Here is a 23,967-nt window from a genome sequence, read left to right as displayed (position 1 = left end):
CCTGCTATCGGAGGCATTTCAGGAGTATTATGGCGGCGTCGGCAAGGTTTTGCGACACCCCTTGCCGCAGGTCGGCTCTCCATGAGAAGAGCCGGGTAACAGCGTGAAAGGGAGGACTTGATGACCACCGCTTCGCACCCCGCCGAACACCACCACATGATGGGGTTGACGCTTCGCAACACCGCCATGGGCGTTGGCATTGTATTTCTGCTGGTAGGCATTCTGGGCTTCATCCCGGGAATCACCACCAATTTCGGCGCCATGACCTTTGCGGGACATGAATCCGGCGCCATGCTGCTTGGAATCTTCCAAGTGTCCATACTCCACAACATCGTTCACCTGCTGTTTGGCGTGGCCGGCTTGGCCATGGCAAGGAACGCACGCATGGCTCGCCTGTTCCTCCTGGGCGGCGGCGCCGTGTACATCGTTCTTTGGATCTATGGCCTGGTCATCAACCAGGAAACAGCTGCCAACTTCGTCCCGTTCAATACGGCTGACAACTGGCTGCACCTGATCCTCGGCGTTGCCATGATCGGGCTGGGCGCCTGGCTGGGCAGGGATGCCATGGACGAAACAACTACAACGCGACGGAAGATGTAGGCCTTCCGCACGGCTTATAAATAGACGACGGCGACCGCTCCCCGTGAGGGGACGGCCGCCGTTATTTCTTTCGCCGAGATGCCATTTAATGACAATCTTCGCGCTCGTGATGGTCATCTAGTGCCATCTCGGCGGAGGTTTTGAAGGCTCGACGGCGGGTACCCGGCTATCCGAGCAGCCGGTACTCGTAAGCGAACGACACCAGTTGAAGCCGTGTCCCAACGCCCAGCTTTGTAAGGACACTGCGCAGATGCGTTTTGACCGTTGCTTCGGACACGAACAAACTCTCAGCCATAGCACTGTTGCTCAAACCCTTGGCCGCCAAGAGGAAGACATCCCGTTCCCGAACCGACAACGGATCCAGGACAGAAAGATCCGGACCCGGAACCGGCACTGTCCGGGCAGCGTGCTGAAACAGGTCATGCACGGATCCGGGCGCGATCACCGAGTACCCGGAGTGAACGGTCCGTATTGCGGCCAGCAAGAATTCCGGCTCGGCACTTTTGAGTAAATACCCGCTTGCTCCCGCCTGCACGGCTTCCACCACAGCTTGGTCGCGGTTGAAGGTGGTCAAGGCGATGATCTTAGGCTTTTCCAAACCGTCACGCGTCGCAGCATCCCAGAGGTGCTTCGTGGCAGTTACGCCATCCATCACAGGCATACGGAGATCCATAAGCATGACGTCCGGCGGCTGCTCTGTCGCGAGAGCAAGTGCCTGGCTGCCGTCGTCGGCCTCCCAGGCCAGCAGCATGTCCGGCTGGCTTTGAACCAACATCCGGATGCCCGCCCGGAACAATGGCTGGTCGTCAACCAACGCTACAGATATGGGCGCAGACGATTCAGCCAAGGCCACCGGCCCCTCCCGCCGAGGTCCGTTCTCCCAGATCCGTCAATGCCTTGGACGGCTGGGAGGTGACCTGCAGCTTCCCGGTTCCATAAGGAAGAAAAGCAGTTACCCGAAACTGCTCCCCATCCGGACCCACTGTCAGCCAACCACCGGCCAGATGCGCACGCTCCCGCATTCCGGGAATGCCCCGTCCATAACGTTCCTTGGCTTGCCCGGCGTCCGTTTCCCCCAACGGAACGGACGCCGGCAGCGCGGAGGAAGCATGAAGTGTCAGCCCTGGGCCGCTCCAATCAAAATGCACGCGCACGGCGGTTCCCCGGCCACCATGTTTCAGCGCATTGGTGAGACATTCCTGGACGATCCTGAATACTGCCAGCTGCTGACCTGCTCCCAGTTCAACGGGTACACCGCTCTCACTGTGCTCAATCTCAAGGCTGCCTTGACGCATGCGTTCCATCAGCGGGCCGACGTCGCTGATCAGGGGTTGTGGGGCAACCATGCCATCGTCCCGAACGCCTTCGATGACGCGTTGCGCATCAACCAATGCGTGCCTGGCTGATACGGCGATGTTCTCCAAGGCGTCCAGGACAGGCTTTGGCTGGCCTTTGCTCAGATATCGCGTGCCATCGGCCTGCGCCGTAATGACTGCCAAAGAATGAGCCAGGACATCATGCAGATCGCGGGCGATCCGAGTGCGTTCCTGCTCGATGACCAGTTCGATTTCAGTTTCTTTCAGGCTTGCTTGGGTGACGATCTGTGCCTTGGACAGTGTCTGGCGGTCTTCGTAAAGGGCTACGAGGATGCCGAGGGCGCCGCAAGCAGCAGCAACTAGCAGCAGAATGCTCAACAGCTGCCATCCATAGTGACGCAGCGCAAAAGCATCTCCATGATGGAGCGGGATGAACCAGCCCACTCCCCCGCCATAGCGCCAGGAAATCATCATGAAGGTCATGACCAAGGCGAAGAGGACGTTGGCGGTGACTGCCAATATTCTCTGCTTCTTGTTGCCTGTCCACATGATAAAACCCAGGGAAATGAAAGATCCCATGTAGATGGCCCAGTGGTTTGCCAACATAGCGGGGACGATGTGCACAAGCTGTCCAAGCAGCAGAACGCCAGTTAGTCCGAGCGAAAGGTACGGCTTCCACTTCGCGGTTGCGATCGCCGCTGTCATCACCACAAGCGGTATGGCGCCCGGCCAATAAAGGCCCGGCCACGGTCCCATCCGCCCAGCTTCCCCCACGCACCACAGCACAAAAAAGATGGCAGCCGCCGCGGGGGCGCCCCAATGCCGGACAACTCTCAGTGTTCGTTCCATGCGAGTCAGACTATCCACGGCAGGCATGCAGCTTTGCCAATAACCGGCGCCTGCAGCCGATCTCCACCCATGGGCCAGTAGATTCATCTTTTGGGACAAGTTTGGCTTCCGGACTTAGCCTGCGCTTAGCGCGGGGCGCGGCCACCCAGGCGGGTGGTGACTTTGGCGGCGGCTGCGGCACAGGCTTCACCGAGGCTGTCCAAGGTATCCTTCGAAACACGGAATTTGGGCGCAGGAATCAGGACAGAGGCCACGATGTCGCCCCGATGGTCATAAACGGGCGATGCCACACCCACTTCCTCAATGGATGTCTCCCCGAAGTTCACTGCCCAGCCACGCTCCACGGATTCTGACACCCGCGCCAGATACGCCTCGACGGCATCCTCGTCCAGACCTGGCAGGGTGATGGAACCGCTGCGCAACAACTGACGCACCCGGTCCTCATTCTCCGCGCCAAGGAACACCTGCACCGATGAACTGAGGGCCTCGTTGTATCGGGCACCCAGCGGAGCGAGGTGTTTGACCTGGTGCCGGCTGGGGATCTGTTCCACGCACATGGACTCATTGCCGTTCCACACCATGAGCGCGCTCGTCTCTCCCGTGCGCTCAGTAAGTTCGCGCAGCACAGGGTATGCAACGCGGCGTTCTTCGAGTTCCGCCAGGAGCGGGCCCGCCATGGCGATCATTCCCAGCCCCAAACGGAACCTGCGCGAATCGACGTCGCGCTCTACAAGGTTTTCCTGTTCCAGCGTCGCGAGGATACGGGAAACGGTGCTCTTGTGCAGGCCAACGCGGCCCGCGATTTCGGTGACTCCCAGGAGCGGTTCGTCGGCGGTGAAGCTCCGCAGCACCGCGATGGCGTTGACGATCACCGAGGTGTTTTTGCTGTCACCAGTGCTGTTGCTGTTCTCAGGAGTGTCGCTGGATTCAGTGGGGGTCATGGGTTCACTATATTTCGCTTGGGCAGGCGCACCGGCCGGTGGACACCACGCTGTGCCCACCGGCCGGGTCACTAGGCTCCGATGATGTTGTACTCGGGGCCGAACGGGAACTTGGTGATGTTCTCTGCGCCGTCATCACCGACTACCAGGATGTCGTGCTCCCGGTAACCGCCCGCACCCTTCTGGCCGTCCAGCACCGTGATCATCGGTTCCATGGATACCACCATGCCCGGCTCCAGAACGGTGTCGATGTCCTCGCGAAGTTCCAGGCCCGCTTCGCGCCCATAGTAGTGGCTCAGCACGCCGAACGAGTGGCCGTAGCCGAAGGTGCGGTTGGCCAGCAAGCCATGGCTGACGTAGATCTCGTTCAGCTCGGCGGCGATGTCTTTGCAGACCGCCCCAGGCTTGATGAGTTCCAGGCCGCGCTTGTGGACCTCCACGTTGATGTTCCACAGTTCCAGGGAGCGGGCATCCGGTTCGCCATAGAACAGGGTGCGCTCCAATGCGGTGTAGTAGCCGCTGGTCATGGGGAAGCAGTTCAGGGACAGGATGTCGTGTTCCTGAATCCTGCGGGTGGTGGCCCAGTTATGCGCGCCATCAGTGTTGATGCCCGACTGGAACCAAACCCACGTGTCACGGATTTCAGAGTCCGGGAACGTACGGGCAATCTCGTGAACCATGGCCTCCGTGCCGATCAAGGCAACCTCATACTCGGTGATCCCGGCTGTAATGGCGTTGCGAATGGCCTCGCCGCCTAGGTCACCAATGCGGGCACCATGCTTGATGACCGCAATCTCCTCGTCAGACTTGATCATCCGCTGACGCATCGCCGCCTGCGCGACGTCCACCAGCGTGGCTCCTGAGAAAGCTGCCTGGATCTTGTTGCGGTTGTCCAGGGGCAGCGAGTCATCTTCGACGCCGATGCGGCGCGGGTTGATACCGCGAGTGCGCAGCACTTCCTGGATGGCGTGGATGTAGTTGTCCCGGCGCCAGTCCGTGTACACCAGGTTATCGCCGTAGCTGCGGCGCCAAGGCATCCCGGCGTCGATATTCGCCGTAATGGTGACGGTGTCTTCCTTGGTGACCACCATGCCGTAGGAACGGCCGAAGTAGGTGAAGAGGAAGTCGGAGTAGTACTTGATGGAGTGGTAGCTGGTGAGGATGACGGCGTCGAGGTCCTTTTCGGCCATGATGCTGCGCAAGCCACTGAGACGCCGCTCAAACTCGGCGTCGGAGAAGGTCAGCGAGACCTTCTCGCCATTGTTGAGGACCTTGGTGCGCTCGAGCTTGGCCACATCGTTGACGGCCTCGTTCTGGGTGATGGTCATGGTGGTTCCTTTCAATGGGTGGGTTGAACTAGTCCTGCAGCAGGGGCTTCTTGGAAGTCTCCGTGGCGAACAGGACTGCGATGAGGGAAACTATGGCGGCGGCCACGAGGTACCAGCCGGGTGCCAGTTTGCTGGCGGTCATGCCGATCAGGAGGGTGGCCATGAACGGCGCGGTGCCGCCGAACAAGGCATTGGAGAGGTTGAAGCTGACGGCGAAGCCCGTGTACCGGACCTTCGTGGGGAAGAGTTCGGCCAGGAAACTGGGCAGGGTGCCGTCGTTGAGAGTGAGCATGCCGCCCAGAAGGATCTGAACCAACACGATCACCAGGAAGTTGCGGGTGTCCAGGAGCATGAACGCTGGCACCGTGAGCAGGATGAACAGGACCGACGCGGTGATCAGCATGCGCTTGCGGCCGAACTTGTCCGAGGCGATGCCCGTCAGGAAGATGAAGCCGATGTAGCTGGCAAGGGCAATGGTGGTGGCGAGGAACGACTCCGTGGCGCCGAAGCCCAGCTCCTCCGACAAGTACGTGGGCATATAACTGAGGATCACGTAGAAGCCCACCGCGTTGAGCAGCACCGCGCCCGTGGCGATGACGAGTTGCTTCCGGTACGTCTTGAACATGGCCAACGCGGGAGCCTTGACGCCGTCGTCCTTCTCGGCCAGTTCACGGAACGCCGGAGTGTCCTCCAGTTTGATCCGGATGTACCTGCCGATGAGCCCCATCGGCGCCGCGAGCAGGAACGGCAACCGCCAGCCCCACTCGTTGAGCTGCTCCGCGCTAAGTACTGACGTCAGCAGGGCGGCAAGCAAGGATCCCAGCAGTAGTCCCGCTGCAGTACTGGCAGGCACGACAGCGGCATACAGTCCGCGGCGATTCGCAGGCGCATATTCCACCAGGAAGGCAGACGCCCCTGCGTACTCGCCGGCTGCGGAGAATCCTTGGACAACTCTTACGAGGAGGAGCAGGATCGGCGCCATCACGCCGATGGTGGCGTAGCCCGGTATCAGTGCGATGCAGAACGTGGCCACTGACATCAACACGATCGAGAGGGAGAGCGCCTGCTTTCGTCCGAGGCGATCGCCAATATGGCCCCAGATGAAACCACCAAGCGGCCGCACGAAGAAGCTGATGGCGAAGACACCGAAGGTTGCCAGGAGGGCTGTCTGCCGGTCTGACTCCGGGAAGAAAACTGTTGAGATGATACCGGCCAAATAGCCGTAAACGGCGTAGTCGAACCACTCAACAAAGTTGCCGATGAAGCTGGCCGTGACCACTCGCCGTCGAGTGTCCTTGCTGACTGTGTTGTTAGGGCTGAGGGTGTGGTTGGAGCCGGAGGCGGGTGAAACACCCTGCTCGGCTGCCACAGAGGATTCATTGCTCATGTGTCCACCAAAATCCTTGGGGTTGCATTCAACGCAACGCTGTTGCACCAGAGTATGTGTGAGCGACGCCACGGTCAAGGGGTGCATTTAGAGATCTCGGAGGTTGGCAACGCCGGACTGAACATTCCACTGCGGTATGCGGTTGTTGTTCCCACCGCACCAAAGTTGCATTCTGCGCATCTTCAACCCGCCCGACGCTCTCTCACATCCCTGCCCCTTCACTCGATCGGCCGCTCACCCCCTTGAAGAAAGTTCGCCGTCGGTGGGCAACGGAAACATCGACGCCACAGCCCAAGTGCGCCCACGGGCGATTGCGGCAGCACCCTAAAAACACCAAAGGGGAGAGGGTTGAGCTCAAGCGCGCGCGACATGAGAGAGCGACCCGCCCAAGCCCTAGGGATGTGATAGAGGATCCGAGGAGGGGTGGGGCTCTTCGGCAGCGCGCGTCTAAGCGACGAAGTAGCGAGCGCGAAGAGGATGACCCTGCCCCCTCGACCCCGACTCATACCGCGGGACACGAAAGAGCGACGCGGTGAAGCACGCGGGACATGAGAGAGGGACGCGGTGAAGCACGCCGGACATGAGAGAGGGACGCGGTGAAGCACGCGGGACGTGAGAGAGGGACGCGGTGAAGCACGCGGGACATGAAAGAGCGACCCGCCCAAACCCTAGGGATGTGAGAGAGGGTCAGAGGACCTTGCGGATGGTCTCTTCGAAGCTGACAACGTGGTGCAGGGCGAGCTCGGCGGCGCGTTCTTCGTCGCCGTCTGCTATGGCCGTCAGGAGGTCGGCATGCTCGGAGATGTGGCCGGAAACGGAGGGCATTTTTTCCAGCATGTGGCACCAGATTCGGGTGGCCAGGTTGTCATAGCGAATGAGTACGTCTTCGAGGTGCGCATTGGCCGAGGCTTTGTAGATGAGCCGGTGCACTTGGATGTCGTACCGCATGAGTTCTTGGGAGGAGTTGTCCTGGCCTTCAAGATCACGGATTGCGGCAGCGACGGCGCGCAGCTCGGAACGCATGGCGGGGCTCGCCATGCGGGCAGCCTTCCTTGAGGCGAGTGGCTCCAGGAGTTCGCGGATCTCTGAGACCTCGGCAAGTTGGGTGATGTCCACGCCGGTGGCGAACGTACCGCGCCTCGGATAGGAGACCACGAGGTGGTCGCTTTCGAGTCGCTTGATGGCTTCCCGGACAGGCGTGCGCCCGATCCCCAGTTCAGCAGCGATTTGGCCGTCGTTGATGGGGTCGCCGGGTTTGACGTCCAGCATGATGAGCCTGTCGCGCAGCAGCAGGTAGGCGTTCTCCGCGAGGGATGTCCCCTGCGGAGCTGATTCCAGTGCTTCCAATGCAGCGCTCATTGCTCTCTCCCGTCGTCGTACTTCAGTCTGCTGGATGAGTTACCGCAGACCTGTTGACGACCATGTGATCTTCAACATACTATGGCAATAGTTCTAATATATCAGTTGCCTAACAGTCGGCCACTAGACAAGCCTTTGAAGGAGAACACCATGGTTGAACCGCTGATCCGCCCGCTAGCACAGGCGGACCCGGAGGTCGATCAGGCGATCGCCCTGGAACTCATCCGCCAGCAGTCCACGCTGGAAATGATCGCCTCTGAGAACTTCGCTCCCACGGCTGTCATGGAAGCCCAGGGATCGGTGCTGACCAACAAGTACGCCGAAGGCTACCCGGGTAAGCGCTATTACGGCGGCTGTGAACACGTTGATGTGATCGAGCAGCTGGCCATAGACCGCCTGAAGTCCCTGTTCGGCGCAGAGTTCGCTAACGTCCAGCCCCACTCCGGAGCCCAGGCCAACGCCTCGGCCATGCACGCACTGATTACCCCCGGCGACACCATCATGGGCCTGAACCTCGCCCACGGCGGCCACCTGACCCACGGCATGCGCATCAACTTCTCCGGCAAGCTGTACAAGGTTGTTCCTTACGGCGTTCGTGAAGACACCCACACCGTGGACATGGCTGAAGTTGAACGCCTCGCCTTGGAGAGCAAGCCTCAGCTGATCGTCGCTGGCTGGTCGGCATACTCCCGTCAGCTGGACTTCGCTGAATTCCGCCGCATTGCGGACCTGGTGGGCGCCTACCTCATGGTGGACATGGCCCACTTCGCCGGTCTGGTTGCAGCTGGACTGCACCCGAGCCCGGTCCCGCACGCCCACATCGTCACCAGCACAACACACAAGACCCTCGGTGGTCCCCGCGGCGGCGTGATCCTGACCAACGACGCCGACATCGCCAAGAAGGTTAACTCCGCCGTCTTCCCCGGCCAGCAAGGTGGTCCGCTGGAGCACGTCATCGCCGCCAAGGCCGTAGCCTTCAAGATGGCCGCCGAGCCGGAATTCCAGGAACGCCAGGTCCGCGTTCTGGAAGGCTCCAAGATCCTTGCTCAGCGACTTCTCCAGGAAGACGTAGCTGCTGCCGGCATCTCGGTTGTCAGCGGCGGAACAGACGTTCACCTGGTCCTCGCAGACCTCCGCCACTCAGTCCTCAACGGCCAGCAGGCCGAGGACACCCTGCACCGCATCGGCATCACGGTCAACCGCAACGCCGTTCCCTTCGATCCCCGCCCGCCGATGGTTTCGTCCGGTCTGCGCATCGGCACCCCCGCGCTTGCTGCCCGCGGTTTCGGCGCCGAGGACTTCACTGAGGTCTCGGACATCATTGCGACGGCGTTGATCGCCGCAGCGAACAGCGGCACCAGAGCCGGCGGCACCCAAGCAGGAACTGAAGCAGGCACCGAAGCTGACGTCGCCCTGGACGACGCCACCGCCGTCGAACTCCGACGCCGCGTAACCGCTCTGGCCGACAAGTACCCGCTTTACCCACACCTCAACAACGGCAATGGCGCCGCAACCGAAGCAGAACTGATTGGAGCAGCCCAGTGAGTGCAGACCACCTCCCCGAACACCCGGACTTCCTCTGGCGCAACCCGGAACCGAAGAAGAGCTACGACGCCGTGATTGTGGGCGGCGGCGGGCACGGCCTGGCAACGGCCTACTTCCTGGCCAAGAACCACGGCATGACCAACATCGCCATCCTGGAAAAGGGCTGGCTGGCCGGTGGAAACATGGCCCGCAACACCACCATCATCCGTTCCAACTACCTCTGGGACGAGAGCGCCGCCATTTATGAGCACGCCCTCAAGCTCTGGGAGATCCTGCCGGAAGAGCTGGAATACGACTTCCTGTTCAGCCAGCGTGGCGTCATGAACCTGGCCCACACCTTGGGCGATGTCCGCGAAAGCGTACGCCGTGTGGGCGCCAACCGTCTCAACGGCGTGGACGCTGAGTGGCTGGACCCGCAGCAGGTCAAGGAACTCTGCCCCATCCTGAACATCAGCGACAACATCCGCTACCCCGTTATGGGCGCCACGTACCAGCCGCGTGCAGGCATCGCCAAGCACGACCACGTGGCCTGGGCCTTCGCCCGCAAGTGCGATGAACTCGGCGTTGACATCATCCAGAACTGTGAAGTCACCGGCTTCATCAAGGACGGCAACCGCGTCACCGGCGTCAAGACCAGCCGCGGAACCATCAACACCGAAAAGGTGGGCCTGTGCGCCGCCGGCCACAGTTCAGTCCTGGCAGAGATGGCCGGCTTCCGCCTGCCCATCCAGTCGCACCCGCTCCAGGCGCTGGTGTCCGAACTGCACGAGCCCGTCCACCCCACGGTGGTCATGTCCAACCACGTTCACGTGTACGTCTCCCAGGCCCACAAGGGCGAACTGGTGATGGGCGCCGGCGTGGACTCCTACAACGGTTACGGCCAGCGCGGTTCGTTCCACGTGATCGAGGAGCAGATGGCAGCAGCCGTTGAGCTCTTCCCGATCTTCGCCCGGGCACACGTGCTCCGGACCTGGGGCGGCATCGTGGACACCACTTTGGATGCCTCGCCGATCGTCGGACTCTCCCCTGTGGAGAACATGTTCGTCAACTGTGGTTGGGGAACCGGCGGCTTCAAGGGCACCCCGGCAGCGGGCCTGACTTTCGCACACACCATTGCTACCGGCGCTCCGCACAAGCTGAACAAGCCCTTCGCCCTGGAGCGCTTCGAGACCGGCGCCTTGATCGACGAACACGGCGCCGCAGCCGTGGCCCACTAGCCAGGACAGGACAGGAAAGACATGCTCCTCATTTCATGCCCCAACTGCGGGCCACGCGACGAAACCGAATTCCACTACGGCGGGCAGGCACACATTGCCTACCCGGAGAACCCCAACGACCTCACGGACCGCGAATGGGCTGAGTACCTGTTCTACCGGGAGAACACCAAGGGCACCTTCGCTGAGCGCTGGGTCCACAGCACCGGCTGCCGCCAGTGGTTCAACATGCTCCGCGACACCGTGAGCTACGAAATCCACTCCATCTACGCGATGGGCCAGCCCCGCCCCGACCTGGCAAAGAGCAAGGCGGCAGGAACCGGCGAAAGCCCGAAGAGCGAACCGGCCCAGCCCGGTGAGTTCACCCAAAGCGGGGACTTCGGCCAAGCCGGCGAACCAGGCCTCGCACCCGGCGCCGCAACAACAGGCGCCACAGCACCCACCTCCTCGGAAGGAGTCTAGAAGTGACCAGCAAGAACGCACGCCTCGCCACCGGCGGACGCATCGATCGCAGCATCTCTTGGCGCTTCACCGTGGACGGTCAGGAATTCACTGGTCACCCGGGCGACACCATCGCTTCGGCGCTGCTGGCCAACGGCCACATCAACGCCGGCAACTCCCTCTATGAGGACCGCCCCCGCGGCATCATGGCCGCCGGCGTGGAAGAGTCCAACGCCTTGGTCAAGATCGCTCCCCGCTTCCGCGGACATGTCGCCGAGTCCATGCTTCCCGCCACCGCAGTGTCATTGGTGGACGGCATGAACATTGAGCTCCTGTCCGGGCTGGGCAAACTCGATCCCAACGAGGACAAGGCCGAATACGACAAGAAGTACGTTCACACGGATGTCCTGGTGGTCGGCGGCGGTATCGCCGGCCTGGCTGCAGCCCGCGAAGCAGTCCGAACCGGCGCCCGCGTCATCCTGATCGACGACCAGCCCGAACTTGGCGGCGCACTGCTCTCCGGTTCCACCGCCCAGGAATTGGCCGAACAGATCGAAGGCAAGCCGGCCCTGGAATGGGTTGCTGACGTGGAAGCCGAGCTGGTTTCCGCAGGCGAATGCACGGTGCTGAACCGCACCACGGCTTTCGGCTCCTATGACTCGAACTACTTCATTGCAGCCCAGAACCGCACGGACCACTTGAGCGTTCCGGCCGCTTCGGGTGTCTCCCGCCAGCGTATTTGGCACATCCGTGCCAAGCAGGTTGTCCTGGCACCGGGCGCCCACGAGCGTCCGCTGGTGTTCGAGAACAACGACCGCCCGGGCATCATGCTCGCCTCGGCCGCGCGCACCTACCTGAACCGTTACGCCGTGGCAGCCGGTTCACGCGTTGTCATCAGCACCACCAACGACTCCGCTTACGCTCTTGCCGCGGACCTGAAGGCAGCAGGCGTGGCGGTTGCCGCCGTCGTCGATGCCCGTCCGCAGATCAGCGCAAAGGCCGCTGCCGCCGTCGAGTCCGGTATCCGGGTCCTCATCGGCAGTGCCGTGGCTGACACTTCCGCAGACGAGAACGGCCGCCTGAATGGCGTCACCATCCGCAGTATTAGCGACGACGGCGAACTCACCTCGGGCGTCGAGCAGCTGGATGCCGATCTGCTTGCAGTTTCCGGTGGCTGGAGCCCGGTGGTTCACCTCCACAGCCAGCGCCAGGGCAAGCTGCGTTGGGATGATGAGCTCGCAGCGTTCATTCCCACCGCTCCTGTCAGGGACCAGCACGTTGTGGGCGCAGGCCGTGGCAGCTTCGAACTGCAGGATTGCCTGGCTGAGGGCATCTCGGCTGGAGCTGCAGCCTCCATCGCGGCTGGTTTCGAGTCCGCAACCACTCCCGTAGAGCTACAGGCACCCGTGGCCAGCGCACCGAGCCGCCAGCTCTGGCTGGTTCCCGGCCAGACAGGCGAACCGGGCGAGTGGCACCATCACTTCGTCGACTTCCAGCGCGATCAGTCAGTGGCCGATGTCCTCCGCTCCACCGGAGCGGGCATGCGGTCCGTAGAACACGTCAAGCGGTACACCTCCATCAGCACGGCCAATGATCAGGGCAAGACGTCGGGCGTCAACGCGATCGGCGTCATCGCCGCAGCGCTGAAGTTCGGTGGAGCCGAGAACATTCCGGGCGTCGGTGAGATCGGAACCACCGCTTACCGTGCTCCGTTCACGCCTGTGGCCTTCGCCGCTTTGGCTGGCCGCCAGCGTGGCGAACTGTTCGATCCCGCCCGCGTGACCTCCATCCACCCGTGGCACGTTGCCCAGGGCGCACTGTTCGAAGATGTTGGACAGTGGAAGCGCCCTTGGTACTACCCGCAGGCCGGGGAAGACATGGACACGGCAGTCCTGCGCGAGTGCGCAGCGGTCCGCGATTCCGTGGGCTTCATGGATGCAACCACGCTCGGCAAGATCGAGATCCGTGGCAAGGACGCCGGCGAATTCCTGAACCGCGTGTACACCAACGCCTTCAAGAAGCTCGCGCCGGGGTCCGCCCGCTACGGTGTCATGTGCACCCTGGACGGCATGATCTTCGACGACGGCGTGACCCTCCGTTTGGACGACGACCGCTACTTCATGACCACCACCACCGGCGGCGCAGCCAAGGTGCTGGACTGGTTGGAAGAGTGGCACCAGACGGAGTGGCCGGAACTCGATGTGGTCTGCACGTCCGTCACGGAACAGTGGAGCACCATCGCCGTCGTCGGCCCGAAGTCTCGCGCCGTGATCGCCAAGGTTGCTCCCCAGCTCGCCGAAAACGGTGGCCTGGACGCAGAAGCCTTCCCGTTCATGACGTTCCGCGAGACCACGCTGGCTTCAGGAGTGCAGGCACGTGTTTGCCGCATCTCCTTCTCCGGCGAACTGGCCTACGAAATCAACATCCCGTCCTGGTATGGACTCAACACCTGGGAAGCGGTCGCTGCCGCAGGTGCAGAGTTCAACATCACCCCTTACGGCACCGAAACCATGCACGTTCTCCGCGCCGAGAAGGGCTACCCGATTGTCGGGCAGGACACCGATGGCACGGTCACCCCGCAGGATGCCGGCATGGACTGGATTGTCTCCAAGGCCAAGGACTTCATCGGCAAGCGCTCCTACCTCCGCGAAGACGCAAGCCGAGAGGACCGCAAGCACTTGGTCAGCGTCCTTCCCGTGGACCACAAGCTGAGGTTGCCGGAAGGCACGCAGCTCGTGGAAAAGGGCATTCCGGTCAACCCGGCTCACGGACCCGTTCCCATGGAGGGCTTCGTGACCTCCAGCTATCACAGCGCCGCGTTGGGCCGTTCCTTCGCCCTGGCACTCATTCAAAACGGCCGCAACCGCATCGGCGAGACCCTGGTGGCCTCACTGGGAGACCAATTGGTGGACGTGGTTGTTGGCGAAACCGTACTTTTCGATGCTGAAGGGACCCGCAAAGATGGCTGAAACAGCAACACCAGCAGAAACCGCACACGTCAACCGCGTTCGGGGTGCCCGCCGCAGCCCGGCCGAACACCTGGCTGACGCCTTCACCTCCGGCTCCGTGCCGGGCACGGTGACGCTCACCGAAATTCCGTACCAGACCATGGTGGGGATCAGGGTTCACCCAGCGTCCGACGCCGGCGCCCGGGTTGCGTCCGTAACCGGCGGCTTGCCTGCCACTTGCGGTGACGTGACGGGCAGCGGCTCGGTGAACACACTGTGGCTTGGCCCCACTGAGTTCCTGGTGGCCGCACCGGAGGAAGCTCACGATTCCCTGGGCGGATCCCTGGTCAGCGATCTGACCACGGCACTGGGCAACGACGCCGGCCAGGTAGTGGACTTGTCTGCCAACCGCACCACGTTCGAGCTCTCCGGCAGCCACGCCCGCGCAGTGCTGGAGAAGACTTGCGCACTGGACTTACACCCTCGCGTCTTCAAGGCCGGCACCGCTGTCTCCACGGAGCTCGCGCACATCCCGGTGATGCTCTGGAAGACCTCGGACGAGTCCTACCGGATCTTTCCCCGGGCCTCGTTTGCCGACTTCCTGGGACGCTGGCTCCTCGACGCCATGCGGGAGTACGCCTCCCCAGAGGTCCCCTAATGGCACTGAGTGTGCTTGATCTGTTTTCTGTTGGCATCGGGCCGTCGTCTTCACACACGGTCGGTCCGATGCGGGCGGCAAAGCAGTTCACGGACGGTCTTGAATCGTCCGGCCAGCTTCCGGCCACGGTGCGCGTCCAGGCTGAGCTCTTCGGCTCCCTGGGCGCCACCGGCCGGGGCCACGGCTCCGACAAAGCCGTGGTGCTGGGGCTGCAGGGCCACTCACCCGAAACCGTCGATACCAAAACGGCTGATGACCAAGTGGCGGCCGCAGCCCTCGACGCCGAACTTCGCTTGGGCGGCGACCACCGGGTGGACTTCAACTGGGACGAGGACGTGGTCCTCCACCGCCGCAAGTCGCTTCCGGCACACCCCAACGGCATGACGTTCCGCGCGCTGGACCACACGGGCAGCGTACTGCGGGAACGCAGCTACTACTCCATTGGGGGCGGCTTCGTAGTGGACGGGGACGTCTCCGGAGCCGACAAAGTGGTAGCCGATGACACCGTCCTGCCCTACCCCTTCACCACTGCCGACGAGCTGCTGGCCATCTGCCTCCGGGAAGGCAAGTCGATCTCGGACATCATGCTGGCCAACGAACTCGTTTGGCGTTCCGAGGAGGAGCTCCGCGAACGGCTCCTGGGCATCTGGGCTGTCATGCAGGAGTGCGTGAACAACGGCTGCTCTGCGGAGGGAATCCTGCCGGGAGGGCTCAATGTAACGCGACGGGCGCCGTCGTTGTTCAAGAAGCTCTCCGTGACCGACGCCGAGCTGAACGGCGAGTCCTCAGCGGACCCTTTCCTCGCCATGGAATGGGTCAACCTGTTCGCGTTGGCTGTCAACGAGGAGAATGCCGCGGGCGGCAGGATCGTCACCGCGCCAACCAATGGTGCCGCCGGAATTGTCCCGGCAGTGCTGCACTATTACACAAAGTTTGTTCCGGGAGCCAACGACGACGGTGTCGTGCGCTTCCTACTGGCGGCGGCCGCCGTCGGAATCCTGTTCAAAATCAACGCGTCCATTTCAGGCGCCGAGGTGGGCTGCCAAGGTGAGGTGGGTTCCGCCTGCTCCATGGCCGCCGCCGGCCTCTGCGAAGTCCTCGGTGGAACGCCCGGGCAAGTGGAAAATGCCGCCGAAGTGGGCATCGAACACAACCTCGGCCTCACTTGCGATCCCGTGGGCGGACTGGTGCAGATCCCCTGCATCGAGCGCAACGCGATCGCCAGCGTCAAGGCCATCAACGCCGCCCGCCTTGCCCTTCATGGCGATGGCAGCCACAAGGTTTCCCTGGACAAAGCCATCAAGACCATGCGCGAGACAGGCGCTGACATGAAATCCAAATACAAGGAGACCTCCCGTGGAGGCCTCGCCGTCAACGTAGTGGAGTGCTAGCCATGACTGCCATCCAAACTGAAACAACCGCCGTTTCCTCTCCTGAGACCACGGTGGAGCACGTGCTCACCCTCGACTGTCCCGAGGGTCCCGGAATTGTGCACGCTGTGTCCGGCTTCCTGCTGGAACACGGCTGCGACATCATCGACAACAAGCAGTTCGGTGATCGCGCCGAAGGCCACTTCTTCATGCGGGTGCACTTCGCGTCCGACGGCGACACCTCCACGGTGGATAAGCTGCGGGACGCTTTCTCTCCAGTTGGCGAGAAGTACGGCATGAACTGGCAACTGGAGCAACAGGGCTACAAGCGACGCGTGCTGATCATGGTCTCCAAGTTCGGGCACTGCCTGAATGACCTCCTGTTCCGCGCACGGATCGGAGAGCTTCCCATCGATGTGGTGGGCGTGGTTTCCAATCACACGGACCACCAGGGTTTGGCGGAGTGGCACGGAATTCCGTTCTTCCACGTCCCTGTCACCGCTGCCACCAAGCCCGCGGCTGAGGGACGCCTGCTGGAGATCATCGACGAACTGGACGTGGAACTCATTGTCCTGGCCCGATACATGCAGGTCCTCAGCGACGATCTGGCCCGCAAGCTGGACGGCCGCGCCATCAACATCCATCACTCGTTCCTGCCTAGCTTCAAGGGTGCCAAGCCCTACCACCAGGCATACGCGCGTGGAGTAAAAACTGTGGGCGCCACCGCCCACTACGTGAACGGCGAGTTGGACGAAGGTCCCATCATCGCCCAGCAGGTAGTGGAAGTGGACCACACGTTCGGGCCGGACGATCTCGTAGCCGCCGGCCGGGACACCGAATGCAAGGCCCTCAGCAACGCCGTTCGCTGGCACTGCGAGGGGCGGATCATCCTGAATGGGAACAGGACGATCGTGCTGAAGTAGGCCCTGCAAGCACCCATTTCGATGGTTCCCTGCGCAGATGCTGTGCGAACGGCGGCGTGTGCAGGGAACCATCGAAATGGCGTTTAAGGACCTACAATCGGGCGAGCCGCGTTGCCAGATGCAGCGCTGCCAGCCTGCCGGTTCCCCGTGGATCTCCGCCACACAGTTCAAAAATCCGTTGGAGCCGGTGATGTAGCGACTGCCGCTCCAAGTGCAGTTCCCGCGCAGCCTGGGCAGTGTTGCACCCTGTATCCAGCCAGACGGCCAGGGTCCGCATCAGTTCGGACTTCTTCAGGCGATCGTGCTCGACGACGGCACCCACCTGCCGGTGTACGAACACCTCGCGGGTGGCGGCGTCCAAAGACTCTTGGGCAAGGAGCTCCACGGCCAGTGTGTCAGCGTCCACAACACCGCCGCCGGCCCAGGGCAAATCCAGTACACGACGCGCCTCAGCCAAAGACCACGGCGCCTCACCGATTCCCCTGCCTAAAGGTCCGACCGCCACCAAGGATCCGGCCGGCACGTCCAGCTGACGCAGTGCATCCATCAGTGCCCGGCGGGTGCCCGCCCCATTCCCCGCCGCCCCTCCGACCAACGACGCGAGTGCGATCAGTTCAGCATTGTTGGCGTAGCTTGCGCTGTGAGGCACACATTCACGAAGCAGTGCGTCCACTGCCGGACGAAGCTGCCCGGCACCGGTTGACCGAATCACTACCGCCGCCACCGCGCCCTTGACCGGGAATCCCGACGCCGGTCCGAGTTGTTGCAGCTGCCACGGCTGGCTCCCGAAATTGATGGCACGCATGAGCTCGATACCCGCGAGCTCCTTCAGCCCGGGCGGCATGCGTTGCAGCAACGCCAGCCCGAGGATGTCCACGGAACGTTCGCCCGCCACCCGCGCGAGGCTGCCATCGCCGTCGTCGGGCATGTGCAGTTCAAGTCGCGCGGCAAGGACGCCGCGCACAGGCACATCCACCGTGGTGACGCTGCCGGCGTCGTCGAAGGATCCGGCGGCGCCGAGGGTGAGGCCCGACGGCGAGACGAGCCTGGCGCTGGCACCTGTCCTTTCGGATAAGACAGCCAGGAGTTGGTCGATCCCGCCGCCGTGGGCAAGTTCAGCGGCCATCGCATGGCTGGCCTGGTCACCTCGCTGAAGGTGCTCCACGGATTCGCTCACCAAGAGCGAATTGATCTCCTGCATGACTCCAACGAACGGGACCACGTGGCGCAGCTCGATCACCGGCAACCCCGCAGCCTCGGCAACTTTCAGCATGCTCTCCGGAACTTCAGGCAGTGCCGGACCGGTCTCCAGGGCCAACGCAGCGATCCCCCGCGCTGCCAGTTCACGGACGTACTCGGCTTGCCGCTCTGCAGTGATGCCGGCGAGCGCCTGGCCGCCACTCAGCAACAGCTCGCCGCCGCTGAGGAGCGGTGCGATGTCCAATACCTCACTGGAGTGCACCCAACGGACCGGTCGGTTAGGTGCTTCCGGCACATCATTAACGAACCGGGGTTCGGCAGATTTGAGGCTTTGGTACTCCAAAGCCGCACCTAAGGCGATGGACATGACACTCCGTATGGTGGTTGAGGATTTGCTTATACACATCGTATCTTGTTGCTGTGATCCGGGGCACATACGCTGAAAGAGTCCCTTTCACACACGGAGGCTCTCCCCATGCAAGACAACCTCTCCCCTGCGCCTTCAAGTCCAGGGCATTCAGGCTCAGCACCTTCAAGTTCATCGCAATCAGGTTCATTGCAGTCAGATCCGGCAACGGCGCCGGGGCATGACAGCGAAGCCTGGCTCCAGCCCATCCCCGAGGCAGACCGAACCCACAAAGTTTCCGGACAATTCTGGATCTGGGCGGGCGCCAACCTCGCACCCATCAACTGGGTGCTCGGCGCCCTTGGCATCCACCTCGGCCTTGGCTTCGCAGACACAGTGATCGTCCTGGTCCTGGGAAACCTGATCGGCATGCTGCTGTTCGGCTGCTTTGTTCTCCTTGGCCAGAAGACCGGTGCCACGGGCATGGTGCTGGCCCGCGCCGCTTTCGGCCGTCGCGGCAATTACCTTCCCGCCGCCATTCAGGCGCTCCTGGTGATCGGCTGGTGTGCCGTCAACACGTGGATCATCCTGGACCTGGTGATGGCGCTCTTCGGAACCCTTGGTTGGGTGGACCCCGAAGCCCAAAACTACGGCTGGAAGATCGGCGTTGCCACGGCCATCATGGCGGCGCAGGTCGCCATCGCCTGGTTCGGTTACAAGGCCATTGCGGCCTTTGAGAAGTGGACGGTCCCGCCCACCATCATCATCCTGGCCGTCATGTCTTGCGTGGCATGGTTCGGTATGAAGATCGACTGGGGCTATGCCGGGCCCGCCGGCAACATCCTCGAGGGGTCCGAGCGTATTGCAGCCATGAGCGCAGTGATGACCGCCATCGGTATCGGCTGGGGCATCACGTGGTTCACGTACGCAGCCGACTACTCCCGCTTCGTCAGCACCTCGGTTCCCAAGCGCAGGGTTTACCTCGCCTCGGTCCTCGGCCAGTTCATCCCCGTAGTGTGGCTGGGCGTCCTTGGCGCAAGCCTCGCTACGAACAGCGGCGAGATCGACCCCGGCAAGCTGATCGTCCAAAACTTCGGCGTCCTGGCCCTCCCCGTCCTGCTCATGGTGCTGCACGGCCCCATCGCTACCAACATCCTGAACATCTACACCTTCTCCGTGGCCACCCAGGCTTTGGACATCAAGATCAGCCGCCGCAAACTCAACCTGTTCGTGGGCGTCTTCTCGCTCATCGCCGTCGTGTTCTTCATCTTCCAAGAGGACTTCGCCGCAGTGCTCGACGCCTGGCTTATCGGCTTGGTCGCCTGGGTGGCCGCTTGGGGTGGCGTCATGCTGGTGCACTATTTCTGGCTCGAAAAGCGCTGGCCCGCAAAGGTTGATCGGCTCTTCGATGCCGTAGGAACGCACCGCCTGCCCGTCATCAACTGGGCCGGAATCGTGTCCCTCCTGGTGGGCATCTTTTCCACCTGGCTGTTCATGTACGGACTGGTTCCTGCCATGCAAGGCCCCGTCGCCGTGGCCCTCGGCGGCTGGGACCTCTCCTGGCTGGCCGGTGGCCTAACCAGCGCTGCGAGTTACGCAGTCCTCGGCCCGCGGGCACACAAGAAATACCTCCTAGCGGACTCGAACCACGTCTCAGTCACGCAGCCGGCCGCACCCACTCCCGTAGTTCCCGAAAGGACCACAGCATGAACCAGCCCGCTTTCGCTGATCCGCTCCACACGATCACGTGGCCACAGGGCTACCAGGCAGCAGCGTCCTTCACTTTCGACGTCGATGCAGAGTCCTGCACCATCGCGCACGATCCTTCCAGCACCAGGCGAATGTCCCTCATGAGCCACCAGTCGTACGGGCCCAAGATCGCGGTGCCGCGTCTGCTTCAGATCCTGGACCGTCAGGATGTCAAGGCAACGTTCTTCATTCCGGGTTTCACGGCGGAAAGCTACCCGGACGTCGTCCGCAGGATCGCTGATGGCGGGCACGAAATCGCCCATCACGGTTACCTTCACGAGCCCATGCAGGGCATCGACGCCGCAACCGAGGCCAGTTACCTGGACCGGGGACTCGAAGCCCTGGCCAACGTTGCGGGGATCCGACCGGTTGGTTATCGGGCACCTTGGTGGGAGTTGAACTGGCAGTCGCCCGCACTCCTTGCGGACCGTGGCTTCCTTTATGATTCAAGCCTGCTCGACGGCGACGCCCCCTACCGCATGTCCATAGCCGAAGGCGATTCCCGGGACATCGTGGAGATCCCCGTGGACTGGGCATTGGATGACTGGGAGCAGTACGGGTTCTACCCGGGAGTCACCGGCAGCGGGGTCATCGAGAGTCCGGCCAAGGCGCTGGAAATGTGGACCCTTGAAGCCCAAGCGCACCATTCCCAGGGAAGCTGCTTCGTCCTGACCAATCACCCGTTCATTTCAGGTCGTCCGTCCCGTGCCGTTGCCTTGGAGCAGCTGATCGAGAGGGTCAAGGACTTGGACGGCATGTGGGTCACCACGCTGGCTGACATAGCTCAGCACACCAAGGACACCGTGCAGGAAATCCACACCCACGCGCGAATCGCGGTTCCACTGTTCCCGGGAGCCGGCGCAAGCTTCCGCCCCGCGCAGGTCCACGTCCCCGCGCACCACTAATTTCTTCCGCCGAGATGGCAGCTCACCCCCATGTTGAACCGCAACATGGGGGTGAAGTGCCATCTCGACGCAGGTTTTTAGGGGGCCTAGCCGTTCACGGCGTTGATCCAGACGCCGATGATCCACGTACTGGCAGCGGCACAGGCGAGTCCGAACTCCACCAGGATGCCGATGCCGGTCGCTTTCAGGGCAGCGCCGCTCGAACGCACAGCTGTACGGAAGTCACGGGTCCGCTGGACTTCACTGAGGAGAAGTCCGACGGCGAACCCAACAAAGAGCCCCACCACGGGAATGACGAACATTCCCACAACACCCAGGATCACGCCAATCAGCACGGACCTGTTGGGGATACCGTGCTGCTTCAGTTTCCGTCCGGTGAGTACAGCACTGGCCGCCATTCCCGCCACCACGAACACCATTCCGACGGCGAAGATCACCCAGCCGAGCGGACCGGCACCTCCCCAGATGGCCCAAGCCAGCAGGCTCGCGCCAATGAGGATGCTCCCGGGCAGCACGGGAATGATGGTTCCGGCGACACCTACCGCAATGGCCAGGCCGCACAGGATGGTCACGATAAGTTCGGCATTCATGGCCCCAAGTCTATGGGCCGCTTGGCCAGCCAACGGCGCAGCCAGACCCGCTTAACTACAAACGACGGCGACGCTCCCCAGCAGGGGAAGCGTCGCCGTCGTCGGTTCTACGTCGGTAACCGCTATTCAGCCACGGCGGCAGCGACTGCCGCGGTGACGGCCGGCGCCACTCGGGCGTCCAGTGGGCTCGGCACGATGTAGTCCGCCGAGAGGTCTTCTGCGGCCAGTTCGGCGATGGCGTTGGCTGCGGCGATCTTCATAGCCGGCGTGATGCGGCGGGCCTTGGCGTCGAGTGCGCCGCGGAAGATGCCGGGGAAGGCCAGCACGTTGTTGATCTGGTTCGGGAAGTCGCTGCGGCCGGTGGCAACTACTGCTGCATACTTCTGGGCAACCTCGGGAAGGACTTCCGGGTCCGGGTTGGACAGGGCGAACACGATTGACTGGTCGTTCATGAGCTTCAGGTGTTCTTCGTCCAACTTGGAGGAGGAGACGCCTACAAAAACGTCGGCTCCCGTCAGACCTTCACCCGGACCACCGGTGATGCCGCGCGGGTTGGTCCGCTGGGCCATGCGGGCCTTGACGCTGCCGGGATCAGCCACGAGGTCGGCACGGTCAGCATTGACCACGCCCTTGGAGTCGAGCAGGATGACATCCTCGATGCCAACGGCAAGAAGAATCTCGGCAATGGCAATACCTGCGGCACCTGCGCCGGAAACAACAACTTTGAGGCCGGAGAGTTCGCGCTGGGTCACCTTGGCGGCGTTGGTCAGTGCTGCAAGAACCACCACGGCGGTACCGTGCTGGTCGTCGTGCATGACCGGGCAGTCCAAGGCTTCGATGAGGCGCTCTTCGAGTTCGAAGCAGCGCGGAGCCGAGATGTCCTCAAGATTCACGGCGCCGAAGCTCGGGCGGAGACGGACCAGGGTCTCGATGATCTCGTCCACGTCGGTGGTGTTGAGCACCAGCGGGATGGAGTCGAGGTCGCCGAAGGACTTGAACAGGGCCGACTTGCCCTCCATTACCGGCAAGGAGGCGCTGGGGCCAATGTTGCCAAGACCCAGAACAGCGGTGCCATCGCTGACCACAACAACCAGGCGTTCAGCCCAGGTGTGCGTGCGGGCAAGTTCGGGGTTGGCGTGGATTGCGCGGCTGACCTGGGCGACGCCCGGGGTGTATGCGATGGAAAGGTCGCGCTTGTTATTGAGCGGAACGGTGCTGGAAATGGTCAGCTTGCCGCCCTCGTGTGCGGCGAAGATCTCTTCTTCGCTCAGTACCAAGGCGTCGTTATCAGTTGCAATTGTCTCAATGGACACGTCTTTGTCTCCTCAGGCTAGCCGTGGACCCACGGCATGATTCGGGCAGGAACAGAACTGCTGGTGCGGACCAAGGGTGACTGGTCCGGCATTGCTTCTGCAGATAGGGGGCTGCTAGCCGCTTCGGTGTTCCCAGCCTAGGGAAGCGTTGAGGGTACAAGATTCAATACCAAGAGAGACGATTCGAGAGTAAAACGTTCAACCAACGATGAATGTGATCTACGTCATTCCAAAAAACGTGTTCTTAGGCCTTGCCGGTCTAGACCAGCCGCAGGTTTACTCCTCGCCAGTGAGGAGCGTGCACGCTTTCTTGAGATCCTTCTCGGCCTCAAACAAAGAGAGCCTGCGACAACGGACCGCTTGCACCAACCCGCTTACCAGGTGCAACAAAATCCGGGCCCTGACGGAGTCCTTCCCGGGGTCCCTGCTCAGCGAACCAACCACTTCCTCGGACAGGGCATCAATTTCCCGCAGTAGCTGGGCCGTGTCATCATCCTTGCCCGCAGGCCTGATGAGGCAGTGTTCCACGCCGGGCTGCATGACCCGCAGATGGAAGATTTCCATCATCAAACCCGCAAGGGCATGGCCTTTGCCTTCCCGCAGCCGGACGCCGTCGCGGAGTTCCCGCAATTGCTGCCGATAGACGGCCAGCATGAGGTGGGCCGTGGAGGGAAAGTAGCGGTAGAGCGTACCAAGTGGAATATCAGCGCGGGCCGCAACGTCAGACAAGCTCAAGGTATCGAACTGCCGCTGGGCAAATCCTTCGGCCGTCTTCAGGATGCGGGCATAGCGCAGCTGCTGCCGCGGCGTGGTGGGTGCGGCAGCCATACGGGGCAGCCCCGTGGTCAGGTCAAGGGAGTAGGGTTCCAGTGAGTTTGATGCGGGCATTTCCGGCGATCTCTTGGCAGGCTGACAAGGAAACGGCCGGCTGGGTCAAGGACCGCGGCTGGCCGATCGCATCAATGATACGGGAGCAAAATGACCG

20 protein-coding genes are annotated in these 23,967 nt (G+C 62.4%); 10 read left to right on the top strand and 10 right to left on the bottom strand.

Translation table 11 applies throughout. The features are described from left to right. Positions 1-120: 120 nt before the first annotated feature. Positions 121-600, top strand: coding sequence for a DUF4383 domain-containing protein (locus tag M1D89_RS03830; RefSeq protein ID WP_498648192.1), 480 nt, complete (start codon positions 121-123; stop codon positions 598-600). A gap of 166 nt (positions 601-766) precedes the next feature. Here M1D89_RS03830 and M1D89_RS03825 read toward each other — a convergent pair whose 3' ends face one another. From M1D89_RS03825 to M1D89_RS03800, 6 genes are all read right to left on the bottom strand, one after another. Next, a complete protein-coding gene (locus M1D89_RS03825) occupies positions 767-1,447 on the bottom strand; it encodes a response regulator (RefSeq protein WP_429330741.1) in 681 nt (226 codons plus the stop codon). Then, the gene (locus M1D89_RS03820) at positions 1,440-2,765 is read right to left on the bottom strand and encodes a sensor histidine kinase (protein ID WP_498648189.1); all 1,326 of its coding nucleotides are present in this window, start codon (positions 2,763-2,765) and stop codon (positions 1,440-1,442) included. The genes M1D89_RS03825 and M1D89_RS03820 overlap by 8 nt, the downstream gene beginning before the upstream one ends. A gap of 125 nt (positions 2,766-2,890) precedes the next feature. After that, positions 2,891-3,706 carry an IclR family transcriptional regulator gene (locus M1D89_RS03815; RefSeq protein WP_498648187.1) on the bottom strand — a complete coding sequence of 272 codons (816 nt, stop codon included), beginning with the start codon at positions 3,704-3,706 and terminating at the stop codon, positions 2,891-2,893. Between the two features lie 71 nt (positions 3,707-3,777). Continuing rightward, positions 3,778-5,034 carry an aminopeptidase P family protein gene (locus M1D89_RS03810; RefSeq protein WP_498648185.1) on the bottom strand — a complete coding sequence of 419 codons (1,257 nt, stop codon included), beginning with the start codon at positions 5,032-5,034 and terminating at the stop codon, positions 3,778-3,780. 28 nt (positions 5,035-5,062) lie between these two features. Then, positions 5,063-6,421 (bottom strand): MFS transporter, encoded by a 1,359-nt coding sequence (locus M1D89_RS03805; protein WP_498648184.1) that lies wholly within the window; start codon positions 6,419-6,421, stop codon positions 5,063-5,065. Between the two features lie 687 nt (positions 6,422-7,108). After that, positions 7,109-7,780 carry a GntR family transcriptional regulator gene (locus M1D89_RS03800; protein WP_498648182.1) on the bottom strand — a complete coding sequence of 224 codons (672 nt, stop codon included), beginning with the start codon at positions 7,778-7,780 and terminating at the stop codon, positions 7,109-7,111. 150 nt (positions 7,781-7,930) lie between these two features. Between M1D89_RS03800 and glyA the strand changes: the two genes are divergently transcribed. Genes glyA through purU form a run of 7 tightly spaced genes read left to right on the top strand, consistent with a single transcriptional unit; the run spans position 7,931 to position 16,879 of the window. After that, positions 7,931-9,325: a serine hydroxymethyltransferase gene (gene glyA, locus M1D89_RS03795; RefSeq protein WP_498648180.1), complete on the top strand. Its 1,395-nt coding sequence runs from the start codon at positions 7,931-7,933 to the stop codon at positions 9,323-9,325. Then, on the top strand, positions 9,322-10,542 hold the full coding sequence (locus M1D89_RS03790) for a sarcosine oxidase subunit beta family protein (RefSeq protein WP_419202222.1): 1,221 nt from the start codon (positions 9,322-9,324) through the stop codon (positions 10,540-10,542). The genes glyA and M1D89_RS03790 overlap by 4 nt, the downstream gene beginning before the upstream one ends. A 21-nt stretch (positions 10,543-10,563) precedes the next feature. Next, positions 10,564-11,001 carry a sarcosine oxidase subunit delta gene (locus tag M1D89_RS03785; RefSeq protein WP_498648178.1) on the top strand — a complete coding sequence of 146 codons (438 nt, stop codon included), beginning with the start codon at positions 10,564-10,566 and terminating at the stop codon, positions 10,999-11,001. A 2-nt stretch (positions 11,002-11,003) separates the two neighbouring features. After that, positions 11,004-13,949, top strand: coding sequence for a sarcosine oxidase subunit alpha family protein (locus M1D89_RS03780; protein ID WP_498648177.1), 2,946 nt, complete (start codon positions 11,004-11,006; stop codon positions 13,947-13,949). Next, positions 13,942-14,586 (top strand): sarcosine oxidase subunit gamma, encoded by a 645-nt coding sequence (locus M1D89_RS03775; RefSeq protein WP_498648176.1) that lies wholly within the window; start codon positions 13,942-13,944, stop codon positions 14,584-14,586. The genes M1D89_RS03780 and M1D89_RS03775 overlap by 8 nt, the downstream gene beginning before the upstream one ends. Next, a complete protein-coding gene (locus M1D89_RS03770) occupies positions 14,586-15,977 on the top strand; it encodes an L-serine ammonia-lyase (protein WP_498648174.1) in 1,392 nt (463 codons plus the stop codon). Before M1D89_RS03775 ends, M1D89_RS03770 begins: the two co-directional genes overlap by 1 nt. A 2-nt stretch (positions 15,978-15,979) precedes the next feature. Continuing rightward, positions 15,980-16,879: a formyltetrahydrofolate deformylase gene (gene purU / locus M1D89_RS03765; protein ID WP_498648172.1), complete on the top strand. Its 900-nt coding sequence runs from the start codon at positions 15,980-15,982 to the stop codon at positions 16,877-16,879. A 91-nt stretch (positions 16,880-16,970) separates the two neighbouring features. Here purU and M1D89_RS03760 read toward each other — a convergent pair whose 3' ends face one another. Then, positions 16,971-18,446, bottom strand: a complete 1,476-nt coding sequence (locus tag M1D89_RS03760; protein WP_498648170.1) for a PucR family transcriptional regulator — start codon at positions 18,444-18,446, stop codon at positions 16,971-16,973. 108 nt (positions 18,447-18,554) lie between these two features. On the opposite strand from M1D89_RS03760, the gene M1D89_RS03755 reads away from it, so the two are divergent. Together M1D89_RS03755 and M1D89_RS03750 are read left to right on the top strand one after the other, a co-directional pair. Further along, positions 18,555-20,135 (top strand): purine-cytosine permease family protein, encoded by a 1,581-nt coding sequence (locus M1D89_RS03755; protein WP_498648167.1) that lies wholly within the window; start codon positions 18,555-18,557, stop codon positions 20,133-20,135. Further along, the gene (locus M1D89_RS03750; RefSeq protein WP_498648166.1) at positions 20,132-21,079 is read left to right on the top strand and encodes a polysaccharide deacetylase family protein; all 948 of its coding nucleotides are present in this window, start codon (positions 20,132-20,134) and stop codon (positions 21,077-21,079) included. The genes M1D89_RS03755 and M1D89_RS03750 overlap by 4 nt, the downstream gene beginning before the upstream one ends. Before the next feature lie 86 nt (positions 21,080-21,165). Here the strand turns inward: M1D89_RS03750 and M1D89_RS03745 are convergent, their stop codons facing one another. The 3 genes from M1D89_RS03745 to M1D89_RS03735 all read right to left on the bottom strand — a co-directional run bounded on the left by M1D89_RS03745 (position 21,166) and on the right by M1D89_RS03735 (position 23,870). Next, positions 21,166-21,669 carry a DUF456 domain-containing protein gene (locus M1D89_RS03745; protein WP_498648163.1) on the bottom strand — a complete coding sequence of 168 codons (504 nt, stop codon included), beginning with the start codon at positions 21,667-21,669 and terminating at the stop codon, positions 21,166-21,168. Between the two features lie 122 nt (positions 21,670-21,791). Further along, positions 21,792-22,982 carry an NAD(P)-dependent malic enzyme gene (locus M1D89_RS03740; protein ID WP_498648161.1) on the bottom strand — a complete coding sequence of 397 codons (1,191 nt, stop codon included), beginning with the start codon at positions 22,980-22,982 and terminating at the stop codon, positions 21,792-21,794. Between the two features lie 276 nt (positions 22,983-23,258). After that, entirely contained in the window at positions 23,259-23,870 is a 612-nt protein-coding gene (locus M1D89_RS03735; protein WP_498648159.1) for a TetR/AcrR family transcriptional regulator, read from the bottom strand. Positions 23,871-23,967: the final 97 nt, after the last annotated feature.

The organism is Arthrobacter sp. D3-18, assembly GCF_054408525.1.
The sequence above is the reverse complement of the archived record's forward strand: the minus strand, read 5'-3'. Positions and strand labels throughout refer to the sequence as shown.

Coding starts and splice junctions, on each gene's coding strand:
- M1D89_RS03830 (WP_498648192.1), top strand. CDS start 121: ATGACCACCGCTTCGCACCCCGCCGAACACCACCACATGATGGGGTTG.
- M1D89_RS03820 (WP_498648189.1), bottom strand. CDS start 2,765: ATGGAACGAACACTGAGAGTTGTCCGGCATTGGGGCGCCCCCGCGGCG.
- M1D89_RS03815 (WP_498648187.1), bottom strand. CDS start 3,706: ATGACCCCCACTGAATCCAGCGACACTCCTGAGAACAGCAACAGCACT.
- M1D89_RS03810 (WP_498648185.1), bottom strand. CDS start 5,034: ATGACCATCACCCAGAACGAGGCCGTCAACGATGTGGCCAAGCTCGAG.
- M1D89_RS03805 (WP_498648184.1), bottom strand. CDS start 6,421: ATGAGCAATGAATCCTCTGTGGCAGCCGAGCAGGGTGTTTCACCCGCC.
- M1D89_RS03800 (WP_498648182.1), bottom strand. CDS start 7,780: ATGAGCGCTGCATTGGAAGCACTGGAATCAGCTCCGCAGGGGACATCC.
- glyA (WP_498648180.1), top strand. CDS start 7,931: ATGGTTGAACCGCTGATCCGCCCGCTAGCACAGGCGGACCCGGAGGTC.
- M1D89_RS03785 (WP_498648178.1), top strand. CDS start 10,564: ATGCTCCTCATTTCATGCCCCAACTGCGGGCCACGCGACGAAACCGAA.
- M1D89_RS03775 (WP_498648176.1), top strand. CDS start 13,942: ATGGCTGAAACAGCAACACCAGCAGAAACCGCACACGTCAACCGCGTT.
- M1D89_RS03770 (WP_498648174.1), top strand. CDS start 14,586: ATGGCACTGAGTGTGCTTGATCTGTTTTCTGTTGGCATCGGGCCGTCG.
- purU (WP_498648172.1), top strand. CDS start 15,980: ATGACTGCCATCCAAACTGAAACAACCGCCGTTTCCTCTCCTGAGACC.
- M1D89_RS03760 (WP_498648170.1), bottom strand. CDS start 18,446: ATGTCCATCGCCTTAGGTGCGGCTTTGGAGTACCAAAGCCTCAAATCT.
- M1D89_RS03755 (WP_498648167.1), top strand. CDS start 18,555: ATGCAAGACAACCTCTCCCCTGCGCCTTCAAGTCCAGGGCATTCAGGC.
- M1D89_RS03750 (WP_498648166.1), top strand. CDS start 20,132: ATGAACCAGCCCGCTTTCGCTGATCCGCTCCACACGATCACGTGGCCA.
- M1D89_RS03745 (WP_498648163.1), bottom strand. CDS start 21,669: ATGAATGCCGAACTTATCGTGACCATCCTGTGCGGCCTGGCCATTGCG.
- M1D89_RS03735 (WP_498648159.1), bottom strand. CDS start 23,870: ATGCCCGCATCAAACTCACTGGAACCCTACTCCCTTGACCTGACCACG.